The organism is Rahnella sp. NRRL B-41462 (genome assembly GCF_003263525.1).
Lineage (GTDB): Bacteria > Pseudomonadota > Gammaproteobacteria > Enterobacterales > Enterobacteriaceae > Rahnella > Rahnella aceris.
In genome coordinates, this window is record NZ_JYDF01000099.1 from 1 (window position 1) to 19,693 (window position 19,693).

Here is a 19,693-nt window from a genome sequence, read left to right on the forward strand (position 1 = left end):
GGACACGGTGAAAAATGTCGCCGCGATATTACTGCCAGCCTTATCGCGCGACGAGGAGCTGCCGCCGTGGTTGCTGGCGCAAATTGAGCAGGGCAAGTCTGGGCACCAAACCGGCGCCGGGTTTTATCCGTGGACGGCGCAGGCTATTGAAGAAGGTCTCGCGCACCGTAACGCCACAATCCTTGCCATCAGCGGGATGCAAAAACCATGAGCGAACTTATCCGCTGTGAACGTCATCAGGGCGTGGCGCATATCATTCTTAACCGGCCGGAAAAACTTAATGCGCTGAGTGCAGAAATGCTGACGCAATTGCTGGAGAAAATGCGCGAACTGGACGGTGATAAACAGATCCGCGCGATGGTGATTTCCGGCTCCGCGCGTGCGTTTGCTGCGGGTGCCGATACCGGCACGCTGGCCACCGCCTCAGCGATAGCCCTTTACACCAGCGGTTTCAGTGAAAAGTGGGATCAGATTGCCGCCATTGAAACGCCGGTTGTCGCGGCGTTATCCGGTTATGCACTGGGCGGCGGGCTGGAACTGGCGTTGCTGTGCGATATCGTGATTGCTGATGACACGGCCATTATCGGGCTGCCGGAAACGCACATCGGGATTATCCCCGGCGCGGGTGGCACGCAGCGGCTGGTTAAATCGGTGGGGAAATCACTGGCGATGGAAATCATCCTCGCCGGGCGAAAAATCACCGCCACAGAAGCGCTGGCCGCCGGACTGATCAGCCGTGTCACCACGCCGGAAACGTTAACGGAACAGGCGTTAAAGATTGCGCAGAACATTTCCCGTGCCGCACCGCTCGCCGTTAAGATGGCCAAAAAAGCCGTGCTGGCGAGTTTCGATATGGGCTTAACGGCGGGCATCAGTTATGAACGTTCGTTGTCGGCCCTGATTGCGGCCAGTGACGACCGCAGCGAAGGCATGCGTGCACTGGCGGCGAAAGAACAGGCGGCGTTTACCGGCAAATAACGTCCGGTAAAATACGCCAGCCGCCGTGCGCCGTGCGACATACAAGGCAGGAATAATGTCATCAAACAGAACGCTATCAGAAATCATTGCGGACGCCGGAGACGAGCCTTCTCCGCTGTATAAGCAGGTGAAACAGGGGATCATTAATCAGATCCTGCACGGACACTGGCAACCGCATCAGCGCGTGCCGTCAGAAAGTGAACTGGTCGCCGAGCTGGGGTTCAGCCGGATGACCATAAACCGGGCACTGCGCGAGTTAACCACGGAGGGCTATCTGCTGCGTTTGCAGGGCGTCGGCACCTTTGTCAATGAAATGAAAGCGTTCACGCCGATGCTGGAAGTGAATAACATTTCTGACGAAATTAAGAGCCGCGGGCACTTTCATACCTCCCGCGTGTTGCAACTGGGTAAGCAAAGTGCCGGTGACAGCATGGCGATGAAATTTATGCTGCTGCCCGGCGTGGTGTTGTTTCATTCGGTGATTGTGCATTACGAAAATGACATTCCGGTGCAACTGGAAGACCGGCTGGTGAATCCGGACATCGCCCCCTTGTATTTACACCAGGATTTCACTAAAACCACGCCTTTTGCCTATCTGACCCAACTGGCACCGCTGACGGCGGGCGAACATACCATTGAAGCGGTGATGGCCAGCCACGACGAACAGCGCCTGCTGAATATTCATCAGACCGAGCCGTGCCTGCAAACCCTGCGCCGCACCTGGCATCATGAAAAAGTGGTGACCTGCGCCCGGCTGTTGTATCCGGGCGGACGCTACAAAATGTTCGGCAGCTTTAAGAAATAAACTGAACAGGATCAGGCAAGGATTCAGGAGGACTGTGGCTTGTGACTTCGGCGGTAAATTCTATAGTTAACGGGTCATTAACGACTCAGGAGTTTACTGATGAAAACTGTTGGATTTGCTGCTTACGATCCTAAAAAACCGCTGGCGCCGTTTACGTTTGAACGCCGCGGCCTGCGTGATAACGATGTCGCAATGGAAATTCTGTATTGCGGCGTTTGCCATTCCGATTTACATACCGCAAGAAATGACTGGGGCTGGAGCTATTATCCGATTGTTCCCGGCCATGAAATCGTCGGACGTGTCACCAGCATTGGTAAAGGCGTCACCCGCTACAAACCAGGCGATCATGTTGCCGTCGGTTGCATGGTAGACAGTTGTCAGGAATGCGATCAGTGTAAAAAAGGTGAAGAACAGTTGTGCCGCGAAGGTAACACCGGGACTTACGCCGGTTATGATCGTTTCACCAAAGAGCCGACGCAGGGCGGATACTCCAAGCATTTAGTGGTGCGCGAGGAGTTTTGTCTGCGTATGCCGGAAGGGTTAGATCTCTCCAAAGCCGCGCCGCTGCTGTGCGCCGGTATCACCACCTGGTCGCCGCTGAAAACCTGGAACGTCGGGCCGGGCAGCCGTGTGGGCGTGATTGGTCTGGGCGGTCTGGGCCATATGGCGGTCAAACTGGCGGTCGGTCTGGGTGCAGATGTTACGGTGGTGAGCCGTTCAAATGCCAAAGAAGCCGATGCGCTGGAATTAGGTGCAAGCCGTCTGCTGGTCAGCGCCGACAGTGACGCGATGGCGCAGGCACACGATCATTTTGATTTGATCATCGATACCGTGCCGGTCAAACATGACGTCACGCCGTACCTGCCGTTGCTGGATGTGGACGGTACGCTGGTGCTGGTCGGGCAGGTCGGGCCGATGGAAGAATTCAACACCGTACCGCTGTTGTTAGGCCGTCGTCACGTGGCCGGTTCGCCAATCGGCGGCATCCGTGAAACGCAGGAAATGCTCGATTTCTGTGCTGAGAAAAACATTCTGCCGGATTGTGAAATGATCCGCATGGATGAAATTAACGAAGCGTTTGAGCGTATGGAAAAAGCCGATGTGCGCTATCGTTTTGTGATTGATATGGCTTCCCTGACCGCGCCTGCGGCGGTGTAATCTGCCGCAGCAATGAAGACAAAAATGGCTCCTGCGGGAGCCATTTTTTCAGGCAGAAACCGGTAAGGTTGCGCGTCTTTTCAGCGGCACGGTGATAAAAATCAGGCAGGCAACCACCAGCCCGATGCCTGTCCAGCCCAGCGGCGGCAGGCGTTCGCCCACAATCACCACCGCCAGCACGGCGGCGACCGCCGGTTCCAGCAGGGTGATGGTGGTGGCCATGCTGGCCGGAATGCGTGCCAGGGCATAACCGAAACAGACATAACCGACAAACATCGGGATAAGCGCCATGTACGCGCCGACCGCGGCGTTATTCCATGACGCCAGAAGGGGCGCGCCGGTCATCCACAGCACCGGCATCAGCAGTAAACCGCCCAGCCCGAACGTGGCGCCCATTGCCGCGCGGGAAGGGACGCCGCGCTGCATTAAATGACGCGCCGCCCAGGCATAAAGCGCGTAGGTCAGCCCGGCAATCAGCCCGAGTACCACACCGGCTATCGCGTGGTCGCCCTGACCGGCGGTGGAGTGACTGCCACTTTCACCGACGCAAAGTAACACCATGCCCGCCACGCCAATGGCGGCGCCGGTCATCCAGCGGCGGGTGAGACGTTGTCCGTCGAGATAATATTCAATCAGTGCGGATAACAGCGGCGCAGAACCGAGGGAAATCACGGTACCGACCGTGACGCCCGCCAGGTGCATCGAGGCGTAAAACGCCAGCGGATAAACTGCGACCGCCAGTGCGCCGGTAAATAACATGCGTGCGTTGTTCACCAGAGTTACCCGGCTGGTGACTATCCTTCTGGCGGAAATCAGCGCCTGCAACAATCCGCCCAGCCCCATGGCCACTGCGCCGATCGCCAGCGGGCTGACGTCGGGCGCAAATGTCGCCGCCGTGCCGGTCGACCCCCACAGAACGGAAGCAAATACCACGGCGAGTACGCCCGTCATGCGTTCACGAGGCGTTATCGTCATGGCACCTCCATCATTGAGGCCGCCATGTCCATCGCCTGACGGACACATTGACCGTTGCCTTCCAGACCTGCACGCGAAATCGCGCCTTCCAGTAAAAATGAAAAATGCCGCGCCATCAGGCGGGCTTTGGCCTCGTCAGTGGGGAACAGTTCGAGAAGATGCGCAGTCACGATAGCTTCAACATGTTCTTTATGCCCGCGCACGGCCTGCCTGCCGGGCGCTCCGGCGGGCAGTTCGGCGGCGGCATTCAGTAATCCGCAGCCACGAAAGCCGTGCTCATAGGCAAATTCAGCGTGATCGTCATACGCCTGAAACACGGCGAGCACTTTTTCTTTCGGTGTTTTGGCTTTTTCAACACGCCGGGCGTACAGCTCCAGCCATTCGTCATGACGTATTTCAATGTACGTTGCGACCAGTTCGGCCTTGGATTCGAAATTGTTGTAGAGGCTTTTTTTGGCGACACCGGCACGTTTGATGATTGCGTCAATCCCGGTCGCAGCAATGCCGTTGTTATAAAACAGAACCCGGGCGGCACCGAGAAGCCGGTCGCGGGCGCTTTCAGGAGAGGAGTCTGTGGTGGACATTTTTTTACTCGTGTTGTTCATCTTGCCTGTAGGTATACCAGTCTACCTACTCAATGTAAACACCGGCTGAGAATAAGAAAAAGTGACGACTTAACCGTGCCTTTCGTGTGGGAAACCGCCATAATCCGCTAAAAGTTGTGGAGAGACAGCAGGTTGAGGTCATCTGCGGCAGGCAGAATTATTGTTAACTTCCGGAGGGATAAAAATGCTTCATGAATGGCTCAACGCCTTGCACGTGATTGCGGGCGTATTGTGGATTGGCGGCATGCTGGCGATGGCGCTGGTGTCGATGGCCTGTTCGCGGACATCCGGTACTGCGGAAAGTGCAGGGCAGACGTTGTTACTGGAAACCGTGCGCAAATGGACGCGCAGTGTCACCAGCCCGGCGATGATCCTGTTGTGGGTGGCGGGCATCGTGATGATCGTCAGTTATGGCAAATTCCCCCATGCCTGGCTGCTGATAAAAATGGTGGTGGTGCTGGTTCTCTCCGCGCTGCACGGGCTGCTTTCCGGCGATTTACGTCGTCGCGCCACCGGTCAGCCGGTGAAAGATTTCGCGCTGGTGCGCAACGCCAGCGCAGTGATTATTGTCGGTGTGATCCTCATTGGTATTTTGGCGATAATCAGGCCTTTCTGACATCCGGTTTCCCGCAAAACTCAATCCACGTGAAAGCGTGGATTTTTTTATGACTCGCCGTTCACCAGCGCAATCAGGGTGCAGGGCACCGGCGGAATATTGCCTTCCTTTAAAATTGTCAGCGAATGGTTTTCGCGCACGGCAAACGATCTCAGCCCGATAATAACCAGCATCAGCGGAGCCGACAGCAGCATAATCGTCCATTAAAAAGCCCGCAAATTTGCAGGCTTCTTTTTATTGCTTATTGTGCAGAAAACAAAATACTTATTTTTTCTTATAAACGTCAGCAGTACCGTGAATTTTATTGTTGGTATTACCGGAGGTTAATACAAACACATCGCCGCCTTTTTTATCGGCTTTCTTAGAAAGATCTTCAATGGCGCCGGACTGCGAGGTCTTATTTGAGGTGGTCACAGAGCCGACTTTGGTATACTCAGAAGCCACTTTTTCAAAATCTATTTTCTTCATTAATTCAGCAGAATAAGTGCTGAAAGAGACACAGCCCATCACAGCCACTGCCAGCAGAGCTTTAGATGTTTTCATGTAATCCTCAGATTTTAAATTGCCCAGTAAATTGAAGGAAAGTAATAGAAAGCTGTTTATTTAGTGAAACCCTGTTAATCAATAACTCACTGTTTAAAAGAGTGAGTTATCACTGCCATTTAGTAATAGACAAGGAAGTCAATAATTACAAGGCGGAAAGAAAAAATTAAGCAACCGGTGCGGTTTTTAGTCTTTTGTGCCGGAGGTTTTGTAGACAGTAATAGCAATCACATACTTTTCGTTTCGCCTGCGCATGTTATCCATCTGTTAACCCCCGTCCGAAATATGTTTCATTGCTAATAATTAACTTTGAAGCAGATCACATTTATGCTTTTCCCCTGCACGGGCAGATTGTCACGGGTGAAAAAGCCTCTGATAATGTTACCGATAACATGTTACCGGTAACATTGCGGATAAACATGAACAGTGTGGACATAACGAATAAAACCACTGACCCGTCTTTCGCGTTTTTTAACCAGTCGAGGAGCGCAACCGTGAACAATGATCAGAACCGAATTTACGTGTTTATGGGCGTATCAGGCAGCGGAAAATCAGCCGTCGCCAACGCCGTGGCACACCAGCTTTCAGCCGGTTTTCTTGACGGCGATTTCTTACATCCCCGCAGTAATATCCTGAAAATGGCCGCCGGTGACGCCCTCAATGATGACGACCGCGCGCCGTGGCTGGCCGCCCTCAATGATGCCGCGTTTGCCATGCAGCGAACCAATAATGTGTCGGTCATCATCTGCTCGGCATTGAAAAAACGTTACCGCGATCGTCTGCGCGCAGGTAACGCCAACCTGTCTTTCATCTATTTACAGGGTGAATTCCCGGTCATCGAAGAACGCATGGCCGCACGCAAAGGGCACTTTTTTAAATCGCAGATGCTGATCTCACAGTTTGCAGCACTCGAACAACCTGGCGCTGAAGAAAGTGACGTGATCACCATCGGCATTCATCAGCCGCTTGATGCGGTGATTGCAGAGACCCTGCAACACATCCGTAGTTTTCAGCAACAGGAGCATTGCGCGTGAATACAGTGACTTTAGTCGGTACTGCAGCGGGCTCCGTGTTGCTGCTGCTTTTTCTGGTGATGAAAGTGCGTATGCACGCGTTCGTCGCGCTGATGCTGGTGTCGATTGCCGCCGGGATTTTCTCCGGCATGCCGGTCAATACCATTGCCGACACCATGCAGAAAGGCATGGGCAGCACGCTGGGTTTTCTGGCGATTGTGGTGGCGCTGGGGGCGATGTTCGGCAAGATTCTGCATGAAGTCGGCGCACTTGACCAAATTGCGGCCCATTTACTGAATCGTTTTGGCAAAAACAAAGCCAATTATGCTCTCGGGATTGCCGGGCTGGTTTGCGCCTTGCCGCTGTTTTTCGATGTGGCGATTGTGCTGCTGATTGGCATCGTGTTCGCGGTGGCGCGCCGTACTGACGGCAACATCGTCAGGCTGGCGATCCCGTTATTTGCCGGTGTCGCGGCAGCGGCGTGTTTCCTGCTTCCGGGGCCGGTCCCGATGCTGCTGGCGTCGCAGATGAATGCCGATTTTGGCTGGATGATCGCCATCGGTCTGGTGGCCGCGATTGCCGGCATGCTGATCGCCGGTCCGCTGTACGGCAATTTTATCAGCCGTCATGTCAGCTGGCCGATGCCTGTTGAAGAAAATGCCCCGACGCTCAACAAAGATAACCTGCCGTCATTCGGTTTCAGTCTGGCGCTGATTTTGTGTCCGCTGGTGTTGGTGGGAATGAAAACCATCGGCGCACGCTTTGTCACGGCGGGTACGCCATTGCACGACTGGCTGGAGTTTATCGGCCATCCGTTTACCGCCATTCTGATTGCCTGCCTGATTGTCATTTACGGGCTGGCAAAACCACGCGGCATGACCAACGAACAGACGCTGGCCATCTGCTCAGCCGCCGTTCAGCCCGCCGGGATCATCCTGCTGATGACCGGTGCGGGTGGCGTATTCAAACAAATTCTGGTGGATTCCGGCGTCGGCCCGGCCATTGGTGACGCGATGATCGGCACCGGCTTACCGATTGCCGTGGCCTGTTTTGCACTGTCAGCGGTCGTGCGGGTTATTCAGGGTTCAGCCACCGTGGCCTGCCTGACCACTGTAGGGCTGGTATTGCCGGTAACCCATCAGATGGGGCTCAACGGCGGTCAGCTGGCCGCACTCGCCATCTGCATTACCGGCGGTTCCATTGTGCTCAGCCACGTAAACGATGCCGGTTTCTGGTTATTCGGCAAGTTCACCGGTGCCAGCGAACTGCAAACGCTGAAAACCTGGACGGTGATGGAAACCCTGCTCGGCACGACTGGCGGGATCATCGGCATGATTGCTTTCACGATGCTTTAAGAAAGGGGACAACATTATGATTAACAACACCGTGGCCCGTGTCACGCAGCGGATCATCAACCGTTCCGCATCCACCCGTGAAGCCTATCTGGCGCGTATGGATGCTGCCCGTTCGCAAACCGTTCACCGCGCGCAACTGGCCTGTGGCAATCTGGCGCATGGCTTTGCCGCCTGTCAGCCGGATGAAAAGAATTCCCTGAAAAATATGGTGCGCAGCGATATCGCCATTATTACCGCCTACAACGACATGCTGTCGGCGCATCAGCCTTACGAGCATTACCCGCAACGCCTGAAAGACGCACTGAAATCGGTGGGTGCGGTCGGGCAGGTGGCGGGCGGCGTACCGGCAATGTGTGACGGTGTCACGCAAGGGCAGGACGGCATGGAGTTGTCGCTGATGAGTCGCGACGTGATTGCCATGTCGGCGGCCATCGGCCTTTCACACAACATGTTCGACGGGGCGTTGTATCTGGGTATCTGCGACAAAATCGTGCCGGGCTTAGTGATGGCGGCGCTGTCATTCGGCCATCTGCCGGCGGTATTTGTGCCCGCCGGGCCGATGAGTACCGGTTTGCCGAACAAAGAGAAAGTGCGTATCCGTCAGCTTTATACCGAAGGCAAAGTAAACCGTCAGGCATTACTGGAAGCGGAAGCCGCGTCGTATCACGGCATCGGCACCTGTACATTTTACGGCACCGCCAACACCAATCAGATGGTGATGGAAGTGATGGGGCTGCATCTGCCGGGTGCATCGTTTGTGCCGCCGGATTGCGCGCTGCGTGATGCACTGACCGACTCGGCAGCACGTCAGGTCACCCGTCTGGCCGAAACCACCGGCAACTATCAGCCGCTCGGTCAGATGGTGAATGAGAAAACCGTGGTGAACGGCATTGTTGCGCTGTTAGCCACCGGCGGTTCCACCAATCTGACCATGCACATGGTCGCTATGGCGCGTGCGGCAGGCATTGTCATCAACTGGGATGACTTCTCTGAGTTGTCCGATGCGGTGCCTTCGTTATGTCGTATTTACCCGAACGGCCCGGCGGATATCAACCAGTTTCAGGCGGCGGGCGGCGTGCAACTGGTGGTGCGCGAATTGCTGAAAAACGGCCTGTTACATCAGGATGTCAACACCGTGGCTGGTTTCGGATTAGACCGTTACACGCAGGAACCGTGGCTGGAAAACGGCGAACTGGCGTGGCGCGAAGGCGCAGAGCATTCGCTCGACACAAACGTCATTGCCAGCGTGCAACAGCCGTTTGAGCATCACGGCGGCACAAAAGTGTTGTCGGGTAATCTCGGGCGTGCGGTGATGAAAACCTCGGCGGTGCCTGCGGATAATCAGATTATCGAAGCCCCTGCGGTGGTATTTGAAAGCCAGCATGACATTGTTCCGGCATTCGAGGCCGGTAAGCTGAACCGCGATTGTGTGGTGGTGGTGCGTTTTCAGGGGCCGCAGGCCAATGGCATGCCTGAGCTGCATAAACTGATGCCGCCGCTTGGCGTATTAATGGATCGCGGATTCCGTGTCGCACTGGTCACCGACGGTCGTTTGTCCGGCGCTTCCGGCAAAGTGCCTTCTGCTATCCACGTGACGCCGGAGGCTTTCAGCGGCGGCATGTTAGCAAAAGTGCGTGACGGCGACATTATTCGCGTCAACGGGCGAACCGGCGAACTCGAATTGCGTGTTGATGCTGCCGAACTGGCTGAACGAAAAGCGTATCAGCCTGATCTGAGCGCAGAACATATCGGTTGTGGCCGTGAGCTGTTCAGTGCCTTGCGCAGCCAGCTTTCCGGCGCGGAACAGGGCGCCTGCTGCATTACTTTTTAATTTATCGAAACGGATGAGAAGACAAGAATGAAAAACTGGAAAACAAGCGCAGAACACATTCTGACGGCGGGGCCGGTTGTGCCGGTCATCGTTATCAATAAACTGGAACAGGCGGTTCCGCTGGCGAAAGCGCTGGTGGCCGGTGGTGTTCGTGTGCTGGAAGTGACGTTGCGCACCGCCTGTGCGATGGACGCCATTCGTGCCATTGCCAGCGATGTGCCGGAGGCGATTTTGGGCGCGGGTACTGTGCTGAATGCGCAGCAACTGCAAGATGTCACCGACGCTGGCGCACAGTTTGCCATCAGTCCGGGGCTGACAGACGAATTGCTTGCCGCCGCGACCGCCGGTTCCATTCCGCTGATCCCGGGTATCAGTACCGTTTCTGAACTGATGCTGGGTCTGGATCACGGTCTGCGCGAATTCAAATTTTTCCCGGCGGAAGCTAACGGCGGCGTGAAAGCATTGCAGGCGATCGGTGGTCCGTTCCCGCAGGTGCGTTTTTGCCCGACAGGCGGGATTTCACTGGCGAATTACCGCGATTATCTGGCGCTGAAAAGTGTGCTGTGCATCGGCGGATCCTGGCTGGTGCCAGCCGATGCGCTGGAAAGCGGTGATTACGATCGTATTACTGCACTTGCCCGCGAAGCTGTTGCAGGGGCGAAATAGGTTTTAGCCGTTCGAAATAATAGCGATAAAAACCCACGTGAGTACGGATGCCCCGTACTCACTCCTTTATTTCTTCCGCAGTGCCCCGTTTCCCCTTTAAGAATTCCTTAACGTAACGCCTGTAGGATGGCGTTTTGACTGCCGGAAGTCTGGAATTCTCATCGCAGATATTTTGAATGAAGGGGCATCGTCATGGTATTGAACACCGCAGTGATCGCCGCACTGGGCAGTGTACTGATCACCCTCCAGTTTTCCTCTCTGTTGATCGCCTGGTGGCGAATGCGCCGCGGTATCCTGCGCGATGAAGCGCATGAAACCTCGGAATTTATCGTGCTGGTCAGGCCTTTGTGCGGATATAACGCCTTTGAAGAGGAAACACTGCGCTCCAGTTTTTATCAGGACTATCCCGCTTACGAAATTGTGTTCTGCGTGGCGTCACGCTTTGATCCGGTGATCCCGCTGGTGGAAAAGCTGATGGCTGAATTCCCTGATAAGCCTGCACGCCTGCTGACTGGCGATGACAAAATATCCGCCAATCCGAAGGTGAACAATCTTAATAAAGCCTGGAGTCATACCACCGCAGGCGTGGTGGCCATGGCAGACAGCAACCTGTTGTTACCGCCGGATTATCTGCGTTCACTGATGAATACCTTTGACAGTCAAACCGGACTGGTGAGTTCTCCGGCAGTCGGGATGATCCCGGAGAATTTCTGGGGTGCCGTGGAAGCCGCCATGCTGAACACGCATCAGGCGCGCTGGCAGTATTTGTCGGATTTTCTCGGTAACGGCTTTGCGCAGGGGAAAACGTTGTGCTGGCGGCGCGAGGTGCTTGATAATGGCGGCGGAATGGCGGCGCTGGGTAGTGAGCTGGCGGAAGATGTCGCCTCAACCAAACTGGTGCGCCGCGCCGGGCTTAAAGTCCGTTTACCTGCACAGCCTTTTGCGCAGCCCATCGGGCATCGCAGTCTGGAAGCGGTCTGGAGCAGACAACTGCGCTGGGCGCGTATCCGCCGTGCCGGTTTTTTCTGGCTGTTTGTGCCTGAAATTATCATTGGTTTCTTGCCCGTGCTGGCGGCGGTGCTGTGGCTGACTGCCCGCGGTGATTTGCCACTGTTTGCTCTGCCGGTGCTTTTTGTGCTGTGGTATGGCGGTGAATGGGGGCTGGCCAAAGCGCTCGGCTGGCCGCATCAGCTGAGAGATATTCTGGCAATGTGCATCCGCGATATCCTGCTGCCCGCCTTGTGGTTATGGTGCTGGACCGGGCGCGGCTTTACGTGGCGGGGCACAGTTTTAGGTGAAAGGCACGTAGATAAAAAACACCCCGCATCTGCCAGCCAGCCGTCGGGGAAATAAGGACAGTATGTTTTCTCTTGAAACACTCGAAACGCTTATCAGAGCCCACGGCCTGCTGATCATGACGCCGCTGGCTATCCTTGAAGGGCCGGTAGTGACGGTGATTGCAGGCTACTTCATCCGTCTCGGCTATTTCAGTTTGTCCGCCATGTTGACCGTGGTGATGATCGGGGAAGTGCTCGGGGATATTATTTTTTACTCGCTCGGGCGCTGGGTGATCAAAGCTGACGGCCAACCGCCCGCCTGGCTGGCCCGTCTCGGGCTGACCCAGCCGCGACTGGAAAAAATGGTGAAAAGTTTTGACCGCAAAGGCGGGCGGTTGCTGGTGCTGGCCAAACTGACTCATTCCGCTGGCGCACTGGTGCTGACCGGCGCGGGCATGGCGCGCATGCCGCTGGTGCCTTTTCTGTTCTATAACATCATCGCGGCTATTCCCAAGAGCCTGTTTCTTCTGGGTATCGGCTGGATGTTCGGCGATATCATCGCACAGGTGAACAACTGGATAGCCTGGGTATCCCTGGGTTTGTTCATCCTGCTGGCCGTCACCGGTGTTATCTGGCTTAAGTCTAAACAATGATCACGGTGAGTTGCATTATTCCGGCACACAATGAGTGCAGCCGCATCGGCAGGGTGCTGGACGTGGTGCAGAACCATCCTTTACTGCTGGAGATTATCGTGGTGGATGACGGCTCCGCCGATAACACCGCACAAATCGCGCAGGGTAAGAACGTCAGGGTGATCAGCCTGCCTGAAAATCGCGGTAAAAGTTATGCCGTTGCCGAAGGCATTGCCGCAGCAACGGGCAGCCATCTGCTGATGCTGGATGCGGATCTTGTCGGGCTGAGTTATGACGATATAACCGCGCTCATCAGGCCGGTGATGGCGCATCAGGCGGAGGTCTCGATAAGCCTGAGGCGCAACAGCCCGTGGATCTGGCGGTTTATCGGGCTGGATTATATTTCCGGTGAACGGGTGTTTGCGCGCGAGTTAGTCGCACAGCATCTCGCAGCCATCCGCCGGTTACCGCATTTCGGGCTGGAAGTCTGGATTAATCAGCAGTGGATTGCCGCCGGATTGCGCGTGCAGGTTGTCAGCTGGCAGGGCGTTATCAGCCCGTATAAAGCCGCTAAAATGGGCTGGTTGCGCGGATTAAAGGCCGATGTGTCGATGATGCGCGATATATTCCGTACCATCAGTTTGCGTGAATCCGTGCGGCAAATTATCTGTCTTAAGCGCAAAAGTCGGGTCTGAACAGGACAGAATATCAGTCAGCATTTTCTGTACTGTTGTCAGCCAGCGGCTATTTTTTAGTGAATTTTTTATTTGGTTACAAATAAACCACGCTTTACATCATATTCATATTTCTCCAGCACTCTGTTGCAAATCCTCATACTCCATTTCTTCCCTGGCGTTCAGTCAACTGATATCAATTATCATTAATAATTTGATAATGCGTCTTGTTGCCTGGAGTTTGCCCTTTGTTAGCCACATTTATTATCGGTCTTCGTGAAGGTCTGGAAGCGGCGCTTATCGTCGGGATCATTGCGGCATTCTTACGCAAAAACGGTAAAAGCCTTTTCGCGATGTGGATGGGCGTCGGGCTGGCGCTGATGCTTTCGGTGATGGTCGGCGTGGCGCTGGAGATGACCGAACGCGCGTTGCCGCAGGCAAGTCAGGAAGGAATGGAGTCGGTGATCGGCCTGATCGCTGTTTTCTTTGTCACTGGCATGATCATGTGGATGAACACCCACGCTCACACCATGAAAAATGAGCTGGAAAGCGAAGCCGCGCAGGCGATAAGCCAGTCAGGTGCCCGGGCGCTGGCGAGTATGGCTTTTCTCGCCGTGCTGAAAGAAGGCTTTGAAACCAGCGTGTTTCTGCTCGCCACATTCTCGGTCGCGCAGTCAGCCATGTGGGCGGCGGCCGGCGCGGTAACCGGCCTGCTGGTGGCGGTGGGCATCGGCTGTGGCATTTATTTCGGCGGCATCCGCATCAATCTCTCGCGCTTTTTCCGCTTCACGGGGTTGTTCCTGATCCTGGTCGCAGGCGGATTAATCATTAACGCGTTGCTGACAGCACACGAAGCGGGCTGGCTGAATATCGGGCAGCAGCGCGTGGCGGATCTCGCCTGGCTGGTGCCGCCGGGCACTGTCCGCTCAGCGCTGATTACCGGCGTGCTGGGCATTCCGCCGGATCCGAACCTGATCCAGACTGTCGCCTGGCTGCTCTACATTGTCATTGTGTCGCTGCTGATTTACTGGCCTGCACACCGCCGTCCCTCCGCGATTAACGGTGCGCGGCTGCGGCTGGCATTTGCCGGTGTGATGGTCGTGTCAGCAGTGGGATTGCGCCTTTTTTACCCAAACTACACACTGCAACTGCCTGCCAGCGCACCGCTGGTAAGTAATGACACCCGGAACACCGCACCGGCGGGTGAGGTAAAACTGTTGTCTGATACGAACGGCTATCAGCTGAATGTGACGCCTGCGGACGGCAACGTGAGGGTGACCGTTCTGCCCGCCAGCGCCGCCATTGCCGGTCATCATGGCGGCCTGCAAACCCGCGAATGGCAAACCAAATCTCGCTTTACGCCTGCGGATGCGCCTGCCGTTCTGACGCTTGATCAACTGGTGGCATTCTATGGCAACCGTATTCCCATTGGTCTGAATCCGGCGATGCATCCGGGGCCTTATCAGGCGCAGTGGTCGGTCAGTTGCACTGTTCAGGCCTCTGTGGCGCAGGGCGTGTTGCTGGGGGCCAGTGCCCGGGCAGATGAGCTGATCACGCTTTCCGGCAGCGGCCTGCAATCCCCGCGAACCATCACCGTTCGTCATCCGACGGCGGCCGCTTCAGCCTGCAACTGGCAGGTGAGCGGGGCGTATCAGCAGACCGTTTCTGATGCCCTGCAACAACTGCAAATCGCACAAGATACCTACCGTTTCTGGGCATATATGTTGCCGGTCATTCTGGCCGCGCTGGCCCTGATTTTTGTTTTCTCAGCACGACGGGTTCTCCTGAAACACCGTAATGAAAGGCTGGCCGCTGCGGGTGAATACAACCTGTCATTCGGTTCTCAACTACACACCAATTTGCCAAAAAATAAATAAAGGAAATGAAATTCATGCGTAAACCGAATTTTAAGAAAAAAGAATCTCTGATGACCACGGCGGGCCTGGCGGCGTTGCTGATGTTTTCAGTGGAAGCACCGGCTGATGCGGCGCAGGCAGCGGTAAAAAATGGCGTTTCACAAGTGAATATCACCATGACCGGAGACAACGGCGGTACGTGTGTGGTTGACCATAATTCAGCGAAAGCGGGGCCGGTGACGTTCAATGTGGTGAACAAAACGGCAACCGCCATCACGGAGTTAGAGCTGCTGAGCAATGATCGTATTCTGGGCGAAAAAGAGAATCTGGCACCCGGCCTGCCGATGGTGAAATTCACCCTGACTCTCGACGGCGGCAAATATCAAATCTATTGTCCGGGCGCGCAACATGAAATGACCAACTTTACCGTCACCGGCAAAAGCGCCACACAACCTGCGGGCAGCGCCGGGACCATTCTGGCGCAGGGCACCAAAGATTACGCCACTTATGTGAATGGCGTGGTGGATGCGATGGTGGTCGGTGTGAACCGCCTGAAAGCGGATATTGATGCGGGGGATCTTGCTACGGCGAAAGCCGATTACGCGAAAGCGCGTCCTTTCTACGAACGTATTGAATCTGACGTGAGCGGTTTTGTATTGCCGGGCTTCAAAGCGACGGACAACGCCGGTAACCTTGATTATCTGATCGACATGCGTGCGTCTAACCTTGACCCGAAAGCAGGCTGGCATGGATTCCACGCCATTGAGCGTGACCTGTTCGGTCAGGGTAAAATCACGAATGAAACCAAACAGCTGGCTGCCGAATTACAGAGAAACGTCGCACAGCTCGACACCCTGACCAAAGCGCTGACTTACAAACCTGAAGATCTGGCGAACGGTGCCGCAGATCTGCTGGAAGAAGTGCAGAACACCAAAATCAACGGTGAGGAAGAAGCCTTCAGCCACTTCGATCTGGTTGATTTCGCGGGTAACGTAGAAGGTGCGCAACAGGCGTTCGCTTACCTGCAACCGGGGCTGGAAAAAATCGATCCGGCGCTGACCAGACAGGTTGCCGCGCAGTTCGCTGCCGTGCACGTTATGCTGGAAACCTATCGTGATCCTTCAGTCCCCGGCGGTTACAAATATTACACCGCAGAACTGAAAGCCTCTGATGCTGCTAAATTGAGCCGTACTATTCAGGCGTTGCAAGAACCCCTGTCTAAGATTGGTGAGAAAGTCGCGGCGAATAAAGGAGCCTGAGGAATGAGCGATAAACACCAACCGGCCAGGGAGGCCGGTAAGTTCTCCCGGCGTGATTTGCTCAAAGGTGCAGTGGCAGGCGCAAGTGCGCTGGCCATCCCTGCGGTCAGCCATGCGCACGGACAGACCGCCGCCCGTGACCCGGAAGATAAGGTCGATCTTTCACGTGAACACCCTTTTTACAGCACCGGCGGGCAGGCGGGGATCAGCACGCAGCCTCAGCGTCACATCATGTACATGACGTTTGATCTCACCACCACCAGCCGTCAGGATTTGCAGGTGTTGCTGGCGCGCTGGTCATCGGCGATTGCCCAACTGATGAAAGGTGGCACCATCGGTCAGATTGAGCCTCTGCGTAACAGTGGCGTCGGAATGGATACCGGCGAGGCGTTAGATCTGGGTCCGGCGTCACTGACCGTCACCGTTGGCCTCGGCCCGCGCGTGTTCAGCGAAACCTTTGGACTGGTGAAACAAAAACCGTTGCTGATGCGTGAACTGATGCAGCTCCCGAGCGATGACTTACAACCTGAAGTGACTGGCGGTGACCTCTCGCTTCAGGCCTGTGCGGATGATCCGCAGGTGGCCTATCACGCCATTCGTGATTTGGCGCGTATCGCCAAAAGTACCGGCGCTGCGCAGACCCGCTGGACGGTCATGGGCTTTGGCCGTGCGTCAGCCGGTAAAGGCCAGTCCACACCGCGCAATTTATTCGGCTTTAAAGACGGCACCCGCAACATCACCGAAAAAGCAGATTTTGACAAATATGTCTGGATCAACGATGGCGGCCCTGCATGGCAGCAGCAGGGCACCTATCAGGTGGTACGCAAAATCAAGATGCACATTGAAAGCTGGGATACTGACCGCGTCAGCGACCAGAACAATGTGTTCGGTCGCCATAAAGTCTCCGGCGCGCCGCTGACCGGCACCAGAGAGTTTGATACGCCGGACTTTAAGAAAACGGCTGCGGACGGCAACTTAATTATTCCGGCCACTGCGCATATCAGCCTGGCCGCACATGAAAATAATGGGGGGATTAAAATCCTGCGCCGTTCATATAACTACACGGACGGACTGAATAATATGGCCCAGCTCGATGCCGGTTTGTTATTCATCAGCTATCAGAAAGATCCGGCGCAGTTTGAAGCGCTTCAGAACCGTTTAGGCGCATCCGACGCGATGAATGAATATATTTCACATATCGGATCGGGTATTTTCTTCGTGCCACCGGCACCGAAGGAAGGCGAGTATATTGGTGCTGATATGTTTAAGGTGTAAGCCCGCCGGAAGCACATACACTAAAAACCAGGCCAGCGCATTTGCTGGCTTTTTTGGCGTTATGCCGGGGCAGCGCCCTCGTTGTCATCTGAAAACCTTTGCGTTCGCTTCCCGCGCATAATCGCGCGGAGCTTTGTGCCAGGCGGACGTCAGATCCTCTAGATACAATCAGCGCAATGGCTTTGAGAAACAGACAGCTTCAGTCCTGCCTATGTATGGGCCGTAATTCTCAATACGGATATAACCATTTTTCTCGTAGAAATTTACAGCCCGATAGTTCATGTGTCGGGTTTCCAGCCTAAGTTCTGTATATCCCATCTCTTTTGCAGATTTTTCAAGAAAAGTGAGTAAGGCACCGCCAATCCCTGACACACTTCGGTCTGAAAACATTCTTTTAAGCTCGGCGATATTTTGCGTTAATGGCCGTATAGCACCGCATCCTATAGCTTTGCCATGAGAATTCTTTGCTAATGCCCATAAAGCTTTGTCATCACTCATTGCTTCAACGGTGAAATTGCTTTTGCCATTATCACCAGTAATAGCGGCAAGTTCTGCTGACAGCATTTCGATTAAGCGATGAGATTCTGAAGAAAATGGATCTGATTTCTCTACTGTTATCATGGTTATACCCTGCAGGATGAGTGTGACCAACATAAAGCATTCTGTTAAGGAAAGCATCAGCCAAAACGGGGGATGGGACAACACTGTTTCCAAACTATCCCGAGGGTATCATGCCTGCTGCTCGCTCAACGTTGCCTGTCATGCCTGCTTAAAAAACAGGCTTAACGTAGGGTGTTGTCCGTTTTCCAGGCAGGCCCTACAAGAGCAGAGTTAGATCATTTGCGTTGAATCTCATAACTGCTGATTTTAAATTCACACGTAATCATTTCCCTTTATGTTTATTAAGTTTTTTTGACAAAGCAATCAATCTCCATATTGAATTTAGCTTTTACAATAACTGGAAGAACGGGTTGGAAAAAGATTATTTAACTGCCCACATAAACAATACATAAACAAAAAATAAAAATCGAAAAGAAATCACCTGCTCAACAACAATAAAAAAGTTGAAAGGAAATATAGTATTACATTATTAAATAAAGATATTACAAGTCGGTTGCTATATTTATTTTGCAAGATCATTAGGCATTCTTTTACCAGAAATAATAACCCCAACTTTTGACAATGAGGTTTTAATTATGAAAGTAAGTAGAATTGCAGCGTTGTTATTTATCTCCTTTACGGGTTTATCCAGAGCAGCGGAACCACTCCACCACTTCAATACATCTTCTGTTGACCATCTGATTATTCTTGCAGGCGATGGCGGAGCGGGTGGCGACTAAGATCATATAAATCCCATACTGCCAGATCACACGATCTGGCAGTTTTTATAACACGCAGTTGAGGAGACTTCTTTGTGAATATGAATCTTAAATTAGTAGCATTTTTGTTTTGTACTGAGTTTTGCTTGTCGGGTGTAGTACATGCTGAAAATGCGATAACGCCGAACAGTACAGCTACAATCCCTGTGTCAGCAGACCAGGCCAGTTCCCTTAAGGTAGTGACGGTAAAATGCGGGCATTCTGGTAAAGATGGGCAGCCAGGTAAGGATGGTAACAATGGGCAGGGTGGTAAAGGCGGTAAAGGCGGTGCGGCTGGTAAAGGCGGCGCGGCCGTCCCATGTAGCAATTAAGGTAAGCGCTCTCAGGCAAATAGTGTTTTTCCAAAAAGGTGCTGCTTATGCGTCTGAAACTAATCTATATATTTACAGCTCTCGTTTACTTGGCGTCAACATCGTTCGCCCATGCGGACGCATCGTCCAAATGGCCATCAACGCAACACAACGTTAATGGGTTCGTTCTGGTTGATGGTTCTCCCGGGGCAAATGGAGGGGATGGCGGGAACGGATGAACCTAGGTACGTTGCCCAGATGCGAACGAGATTATCAGGAAAATAAACTGCATGGTTCTTTTGCTCCTGTAAGAATCCCGCATAATCGTTCAATCCGCTTTTTAGAGGTTTTCTGTCATACGGATGAAGTGACCTTTAAAGCGAATGTCGCCTTCTCGCTCACAGTTGCCCTCTTTACTGTTAGGGCAACTGAGTGGCAGAAGCGGAAAGATTGTTTTGGAAAAACTCTAAAGCCGTGGCCAGTTTTTGTTGACCATATATGGACGC

General features: G+C 54.0%; 22 protein-coding genes and 1 pseudogene. 18 read left to right on the top strand and 5 right to left on the bottom strand.

The genetic code is table 11. The features are described 5' to 3' along the window. From UC14_RS21130 to UC14_RS21145, 4 genes and pseudogenes are all read left to right on the top strand, one after another. Window positions 1-211: pseudogene (locus UC14_RS21130) on the top strand (3-hydroxyacyl-CoA dehydrogenase family protein); the annotation flags it as partial. Further along, window positions 208-978: an enoyl-CoA hydratase gene (locus UC14_RS21135; protein WP_013575669.1), complete on the top strand. Its 771-nt coding sequence runs from the start codon at window positions 208-210 to the stop codon at window positions 976-978. The pseudogene UC14_RS21130 and the gene UC14_RS21135, both read left to right, overlap by 4 nt. 55 nt (window positions 979-1,033) lie before the next feature. Then, a complete protein-coding gene (gene hutC / locus UC14_RS21140) occupies window positions 1,034-1,783 on the top strand; it encodes a histidine utilization repressor (RefSeq protein WP_112198385.1) in 750 nt (249 codons plus the stop codon). A gap of 99 nt (window positions 1,784-1,882) precedes the next feature. Next, window positions 1,883-2,941, top strand: coding sequence for an NAD(P)-dependent alcohol dehydrogenase (locus tag UC14_RS21145; protein WP_112198386.1), 1,059 nt, complete (start codon window positions 1,883-1,885; stop codon window positions 2,939-2,941). Between the two features lie 48 nt (window positions 2,942-2,989). Here the strand turns inward: UC14_RS21145 and UC14_RS21150 are convergent, their stop codons facing one another. Both UC14_RS21150 and UC14_RS21155 read right to left on the bottom strand, forming a co-directional pair. Next, entirely contained in the window at window positions 2,990-3,916 is a 927-nt protein-coding gene (locus tag UC14_RS21150; RefSeq protein ID WP_013575666.1) for a DMT family transporter, read from the bottom strand. Next, window positions 3,913-4,500, bottom strand: coding sequence for a TetR/AcrR family transcriptional regulator (locus UC14_RS21155; protein ID WP_112198394.1), 588 nt, complete (start codon window positions 4,498-4,500; stop codon window positions 3,913-3,915). The genes UC14_RS21150 and UC14_RS21155 overlap by 4 nt, the downstream gene beginning before the upstream one ends. Window positions 4,501-4,705: 205 nt before the next feature. Here UC14_RS21155 and UC14_RS21160 point away from each other — a divergent pair, with 205 nt between their 5' ends. Then, entirely contained in the window at window positions 4,706-5,137 is a 432-nt protein-coding gene (locus UC14_RS21160) for a CopD family protein (RefSeq protein WP_013575664.1), read from the top strand. Between the two features lie 47 nt (window positions 5,138-5,184). On the opposite strand, the gene UC14_RS26895 is transcribed toward UC14_RS21160, so the two are convergent. Together UC14_RS26895 and yahO are read right to left on the bottom strand one after the other, a co-directional pair. After that, window positions 5,185-5,331, bottom strand: a complete 147-nt coding sequence (locus UC14_RS26895; protein ID WP_198670103.1) for a hypothetical protein — start codon at window positions 5,329-5,331, stop codon at window positions 5,185-5,187. 70 nt (window positions 5,332-5,401) lie between these two features. Next, a complete protein-coding gene (gene yahO, locus UC14_RS21165) occupies window positions 5,402-5,680 on the bottom strand; it encodes a DUF1471 family periplasmic protein YahO (RefSeq protein WP_112198387.1) in 279 nt (92 codons plus the stop codon). A 494-nt stretch (window positions 5,681-6,174) separates the two neighbouring features. Here yahO and gntK point away from each other — a divergent pair, with 494 nt between their 5' ends. From gntK to efeB, 10 genes are all read left to right on the top strand, one after another. After that, the gene (gene gntK / locus UC14_RS21170) at window positions 6,175-6,714 is read left to right on the top strand and encodes a gluconokinase (RefSeq protein ID WP_015689980.1); all 540 of its coding nucleotides are present in this window, start codon (window positions 6,175-6,177) and stop codon (window positions 6,712-6,714) included. Continuing rightward, a complete protein-coding gene (gntU, locus tag UC14_RS21175; RefSeq protein ID WP_112198388.1) occupies window positions 6,711-8,048 on the top strand; it encodes a gluconate transporter in 1,338 nt (445 codons plus the stop codon). The genes gntK and gntU overlap by 4 nt, the downstream gene beginning before the upstream one ends. 16 nt (window positions 8,049-8,064) lie before the next feature. Continuing rightward, window positions 8,065-9,879: a phosphogluconate dehydratase gene (gene edd / locus UC14_RS21180; protein ID WP_015689978.1), complete on the top strand. Its 1,815-nt coding sequence runs from the start codon at window positions 8,065-8,067 to the stop codon at window positions 9,877-9,879. 27 nt (window positions 9,880-9,906) lie between these two features. Next, window positions 9,907-10,545: a bifunctional 4-hydroxy-2-oxoglutarate aldolase/2-dehydro-3-deoxy-phosphogluconate aldolase gene (locus tag UC14_RS21185; RefSeq protein ID WP_112198389.1), complete on the top strand. Its 639-nt coding sequence runs from the start codon at window positions 9,907-9,909 to the stop codon at window positions 10,543-10,545. A gap of 192 nt (window positions 10,546-10,737) precedes the next feature. After that, complete coding sequence (locus UC14_RS21190) at window positions 10,738-11,898, top strand: ceramide glucosyltransferase (RefSeq protein WP_112198390.1); 1,161 nt, start codon at window positions 10,738-10,740, stop codon at window positions 11,896-11,898. Between the two features lie 7 nt (window positions 11,899-11,905). After that, window positions 11,906-12,475 (top strand): DedA family protein, encoded by a 570-nt coding sequence (locus UC14_RS21195; protein ID WP_112198391.1) that lies wholly within the window; start codon window positions 11,906-11,908, stop codon window positions 12,473-12,475. After that, window positions 12,472-13,149, top strand: coding sequence for a glycosyltransferase family 2 protein (locus UC14_RS21200; RefSeq protein ID WP_112198392.1), 678 nt, complete (start codon window positions 12,472-12,474; stop codon window positions 13,147-13,149). The genes UC14_RS21195 and UC14_RS21200 overlap by 4 nt, the downstream gene beginning before the upstream one ends. A gap of 227 nt (window positions 13,150-13,376) precedes the next feature. Then, window positions 13,377-15,005: an iron uptake transporter permease EfeU gene (efeU, locus tag UC14_RS21205; protein ID WP_112198393.1), complete on the top strand. Its 1,629-nt coding sequence runs from the start codon at window positions 13,377-13,379 to the stop codon at window positions 15,003-15,005. A gap of 14 nt (window positions 15,006-15,019) precedes the next feature. Next, the gene (gene efeO / locus UC14_RS21210; protein WP_112198395.1) at window positions 15,020-16,243 is read left to right on the top strand and encodes an iron uptake system protein EfeO; all 1,224 of its coding nucleotides are present in this window, start codon (window positions 15,020-15,022) and stop codon (window positions 16,241-16,243) included. A gap of 3 nt (window positions 16,244-16,246) precedes the next feature. Then, window positions 16,247-17,518: an iron uptake transporter deferrochelatase/peroxidase subunit gene (gene efeB / locus UC14_RS21215; RefSeq protein ID WP_013575653.1), complete on the top strand. Its 1,272-nt coding sequence runs from the start codon at window positions 16,247-16,249 to the stop codon at window positions 17,516-17,518. 168 nt (window positions 17,519-17,686) lie between these two features. Here efeB and UC14_RS21220 read toward each other — a convergent pair whose 3' ends face one another. Beyond that, window positions 17,687-18,172 carry a GNAT family N-acetyltransferase gene (locus UC14_RS21220; RefSeq protein WP_015689973.1) on the bottom strand — a complete coding sequence of 162 codons (486 nt, stop codon included), beginning with the start codon at window positions 18,170-18,172 and terminating at the stop codon, window positions 17,687-17,689. Window positions 18,173-18,714: 542 nt separating this feature from the next. On the opposite strand from UC14_RS21220, the gene UC14_RS26770 reads away from it, so the two are divergent. The 3 genes from UC14_RS26770 to UC14_RS27165 form a co-directional block, all read left to right on the top strand. Continuing rightward, window positions 18,715-18,858 (top strand): hypothetical protein, encoded by a 144-nt coding sequence (locus UC14_RS26770; protein WP_013575651.1) that lies wholly within the window; start codon window positions 18,715-18,717, stop codon window positions 18,856-18,858. Between the two features lie 74 nt (window positions 18,859-18,932). Beyond that, the gene (locus UC14_RS26775; protein WP_013575650.1) at window positions 18,933-19,208 is read left to right on the top strand and encodes a hypothetical protein; all 276 of its coding nucleotides are present in this window, start codon (window positions 18,933-18,935) and stop codon (window positions 19,206-19,208) included. Window positions 19,209-19,422: 214 nt separating this feature from the next. Then, on the top strand, window positions 19,423-19,693 hold a 271-nt coding region (locus tag UC14_RS27165; protein WP_232829719.1), incomplete at its 3' end, for a hypothetical protein.

Excerpts from the sequence above, each read along its gene's own strand:
- UC14_RS21135 (WP_013575669.1), top strand. The coding sequence starts at position 208 with ATGAGCGAACTTATCCGCTGTGAACGTCATCAGGGCGTGGCGCATATC.
- hutC (WP_112198385.1), top strand. The coding sequence starts at position 1,034 with ATGTCATCAAACAGAACGCTATCAGAAATCATTGCGGACGCCGGAGAC.
- UC14_RS21145 (WP_112198386.1), top strand. The coding sequence starts at position 1,883 with ATGAAAACTGTTGGATTTGCTGCTTACGATCCTAAAAAACCGCTGGCG.
- UC14_RS21150 (WP_013575666.1), bottom strand. The coding sequence starts at position 3,916 with ATGACGATAACGCCTCGTGAACGCATGACGGGCGTACTCGCCGTGGTA.
- UC14_RS21155 (WP_112198394.1), bottom strand. The coding sequence starts at position 4,500 with ATGTCCACCACAGACTCCTCTCCTGAAAGCGCCCGCGACCGGCTTCTC.
- UC14_RS21160 (WP_013575664.1), top strand. The coding sequence starts at position 4,706 with ATGCTTCATGAATGGCTCAACGCCTTGCACGTGATTGCGGGCGTATTG.
- UC14_RS26895 (WP_198670103.1), bottom strand. The coding sequence starts at position 5,331 with ATGCTGCTGTCGGCTCCGCTGATGCTGGTTATTATCGGGCTGAGATCG.
- yahO (WP_112198387.1), bottom strand. The coding sequence starts at position 5,680 with ATGAAAACATCTAAAGCTCTGCTGGCAGTGGCTGTGATGGGCTGTGTC.
- edd (WP_015689978.1), top strand. The coding sequence starts at position 8,065 with ATGATTAACAACACCGTGGCCCGTGTCACGCAGCGGATCATCAACCGT.
- UC14_RS21185 (WP_112198389.1), top strand. The coding sequence starts at position 9,907 with ATGAAAAACTGGAAAACAAGCGCAGAACACATTCTGACGGCGGGGCCG.
- UC14_RS21190 (WP_112198390.1), top strand. The coding sequence starts at position 10,738 with ATGGTATTGAACACCGCAGTGATCGCCGCACTGGGCAGTGTACTGATC.
- UC14_RS21195 (WP_112198391.1), top strand. The coding sequence starts at position 11,906 with ATGTTTTCTCTTGAAACACTCGAAACGCTTATCAGAGCCCACGGCCTG.
- UC14_RS21200 (WP_112198392.1), top strand. The coding sequence starts at position 12,472 with ATGATCACGGTGAGTTGCATTATTCCGGCACACAATGAGTGCAGCCGC.
- efeO (WP_112198395.1), top strand. The coding sequence starts at position 15,020 with ATGCGTAAACCGAATTTTAAGAAAAAAGAATCTCTGATGACCACGGCG.
- efeB (WP_013575653.1), top strand. The coding sequence starts at position 16,247 with ATGAGCGATAAACACCAACCGGCCAGGGAGGCCGGTAAGTTCTCCCGG.
- UC14_RS21220 (WP_015689973.1), bottom strand. The coding sequence starts at position 18,172 with ATGTTGGTCACACTCATCCTGCAGGGTATAACCATGATAACAGTAGAG.
- UC14_RS26770 (WP_013575651.1), top strand. The coding sequence starts at position 18,715 with ATGAAAGTAAGTAGAATTGCAGCGTTGTTATTTATCTCCTTTACGGGT.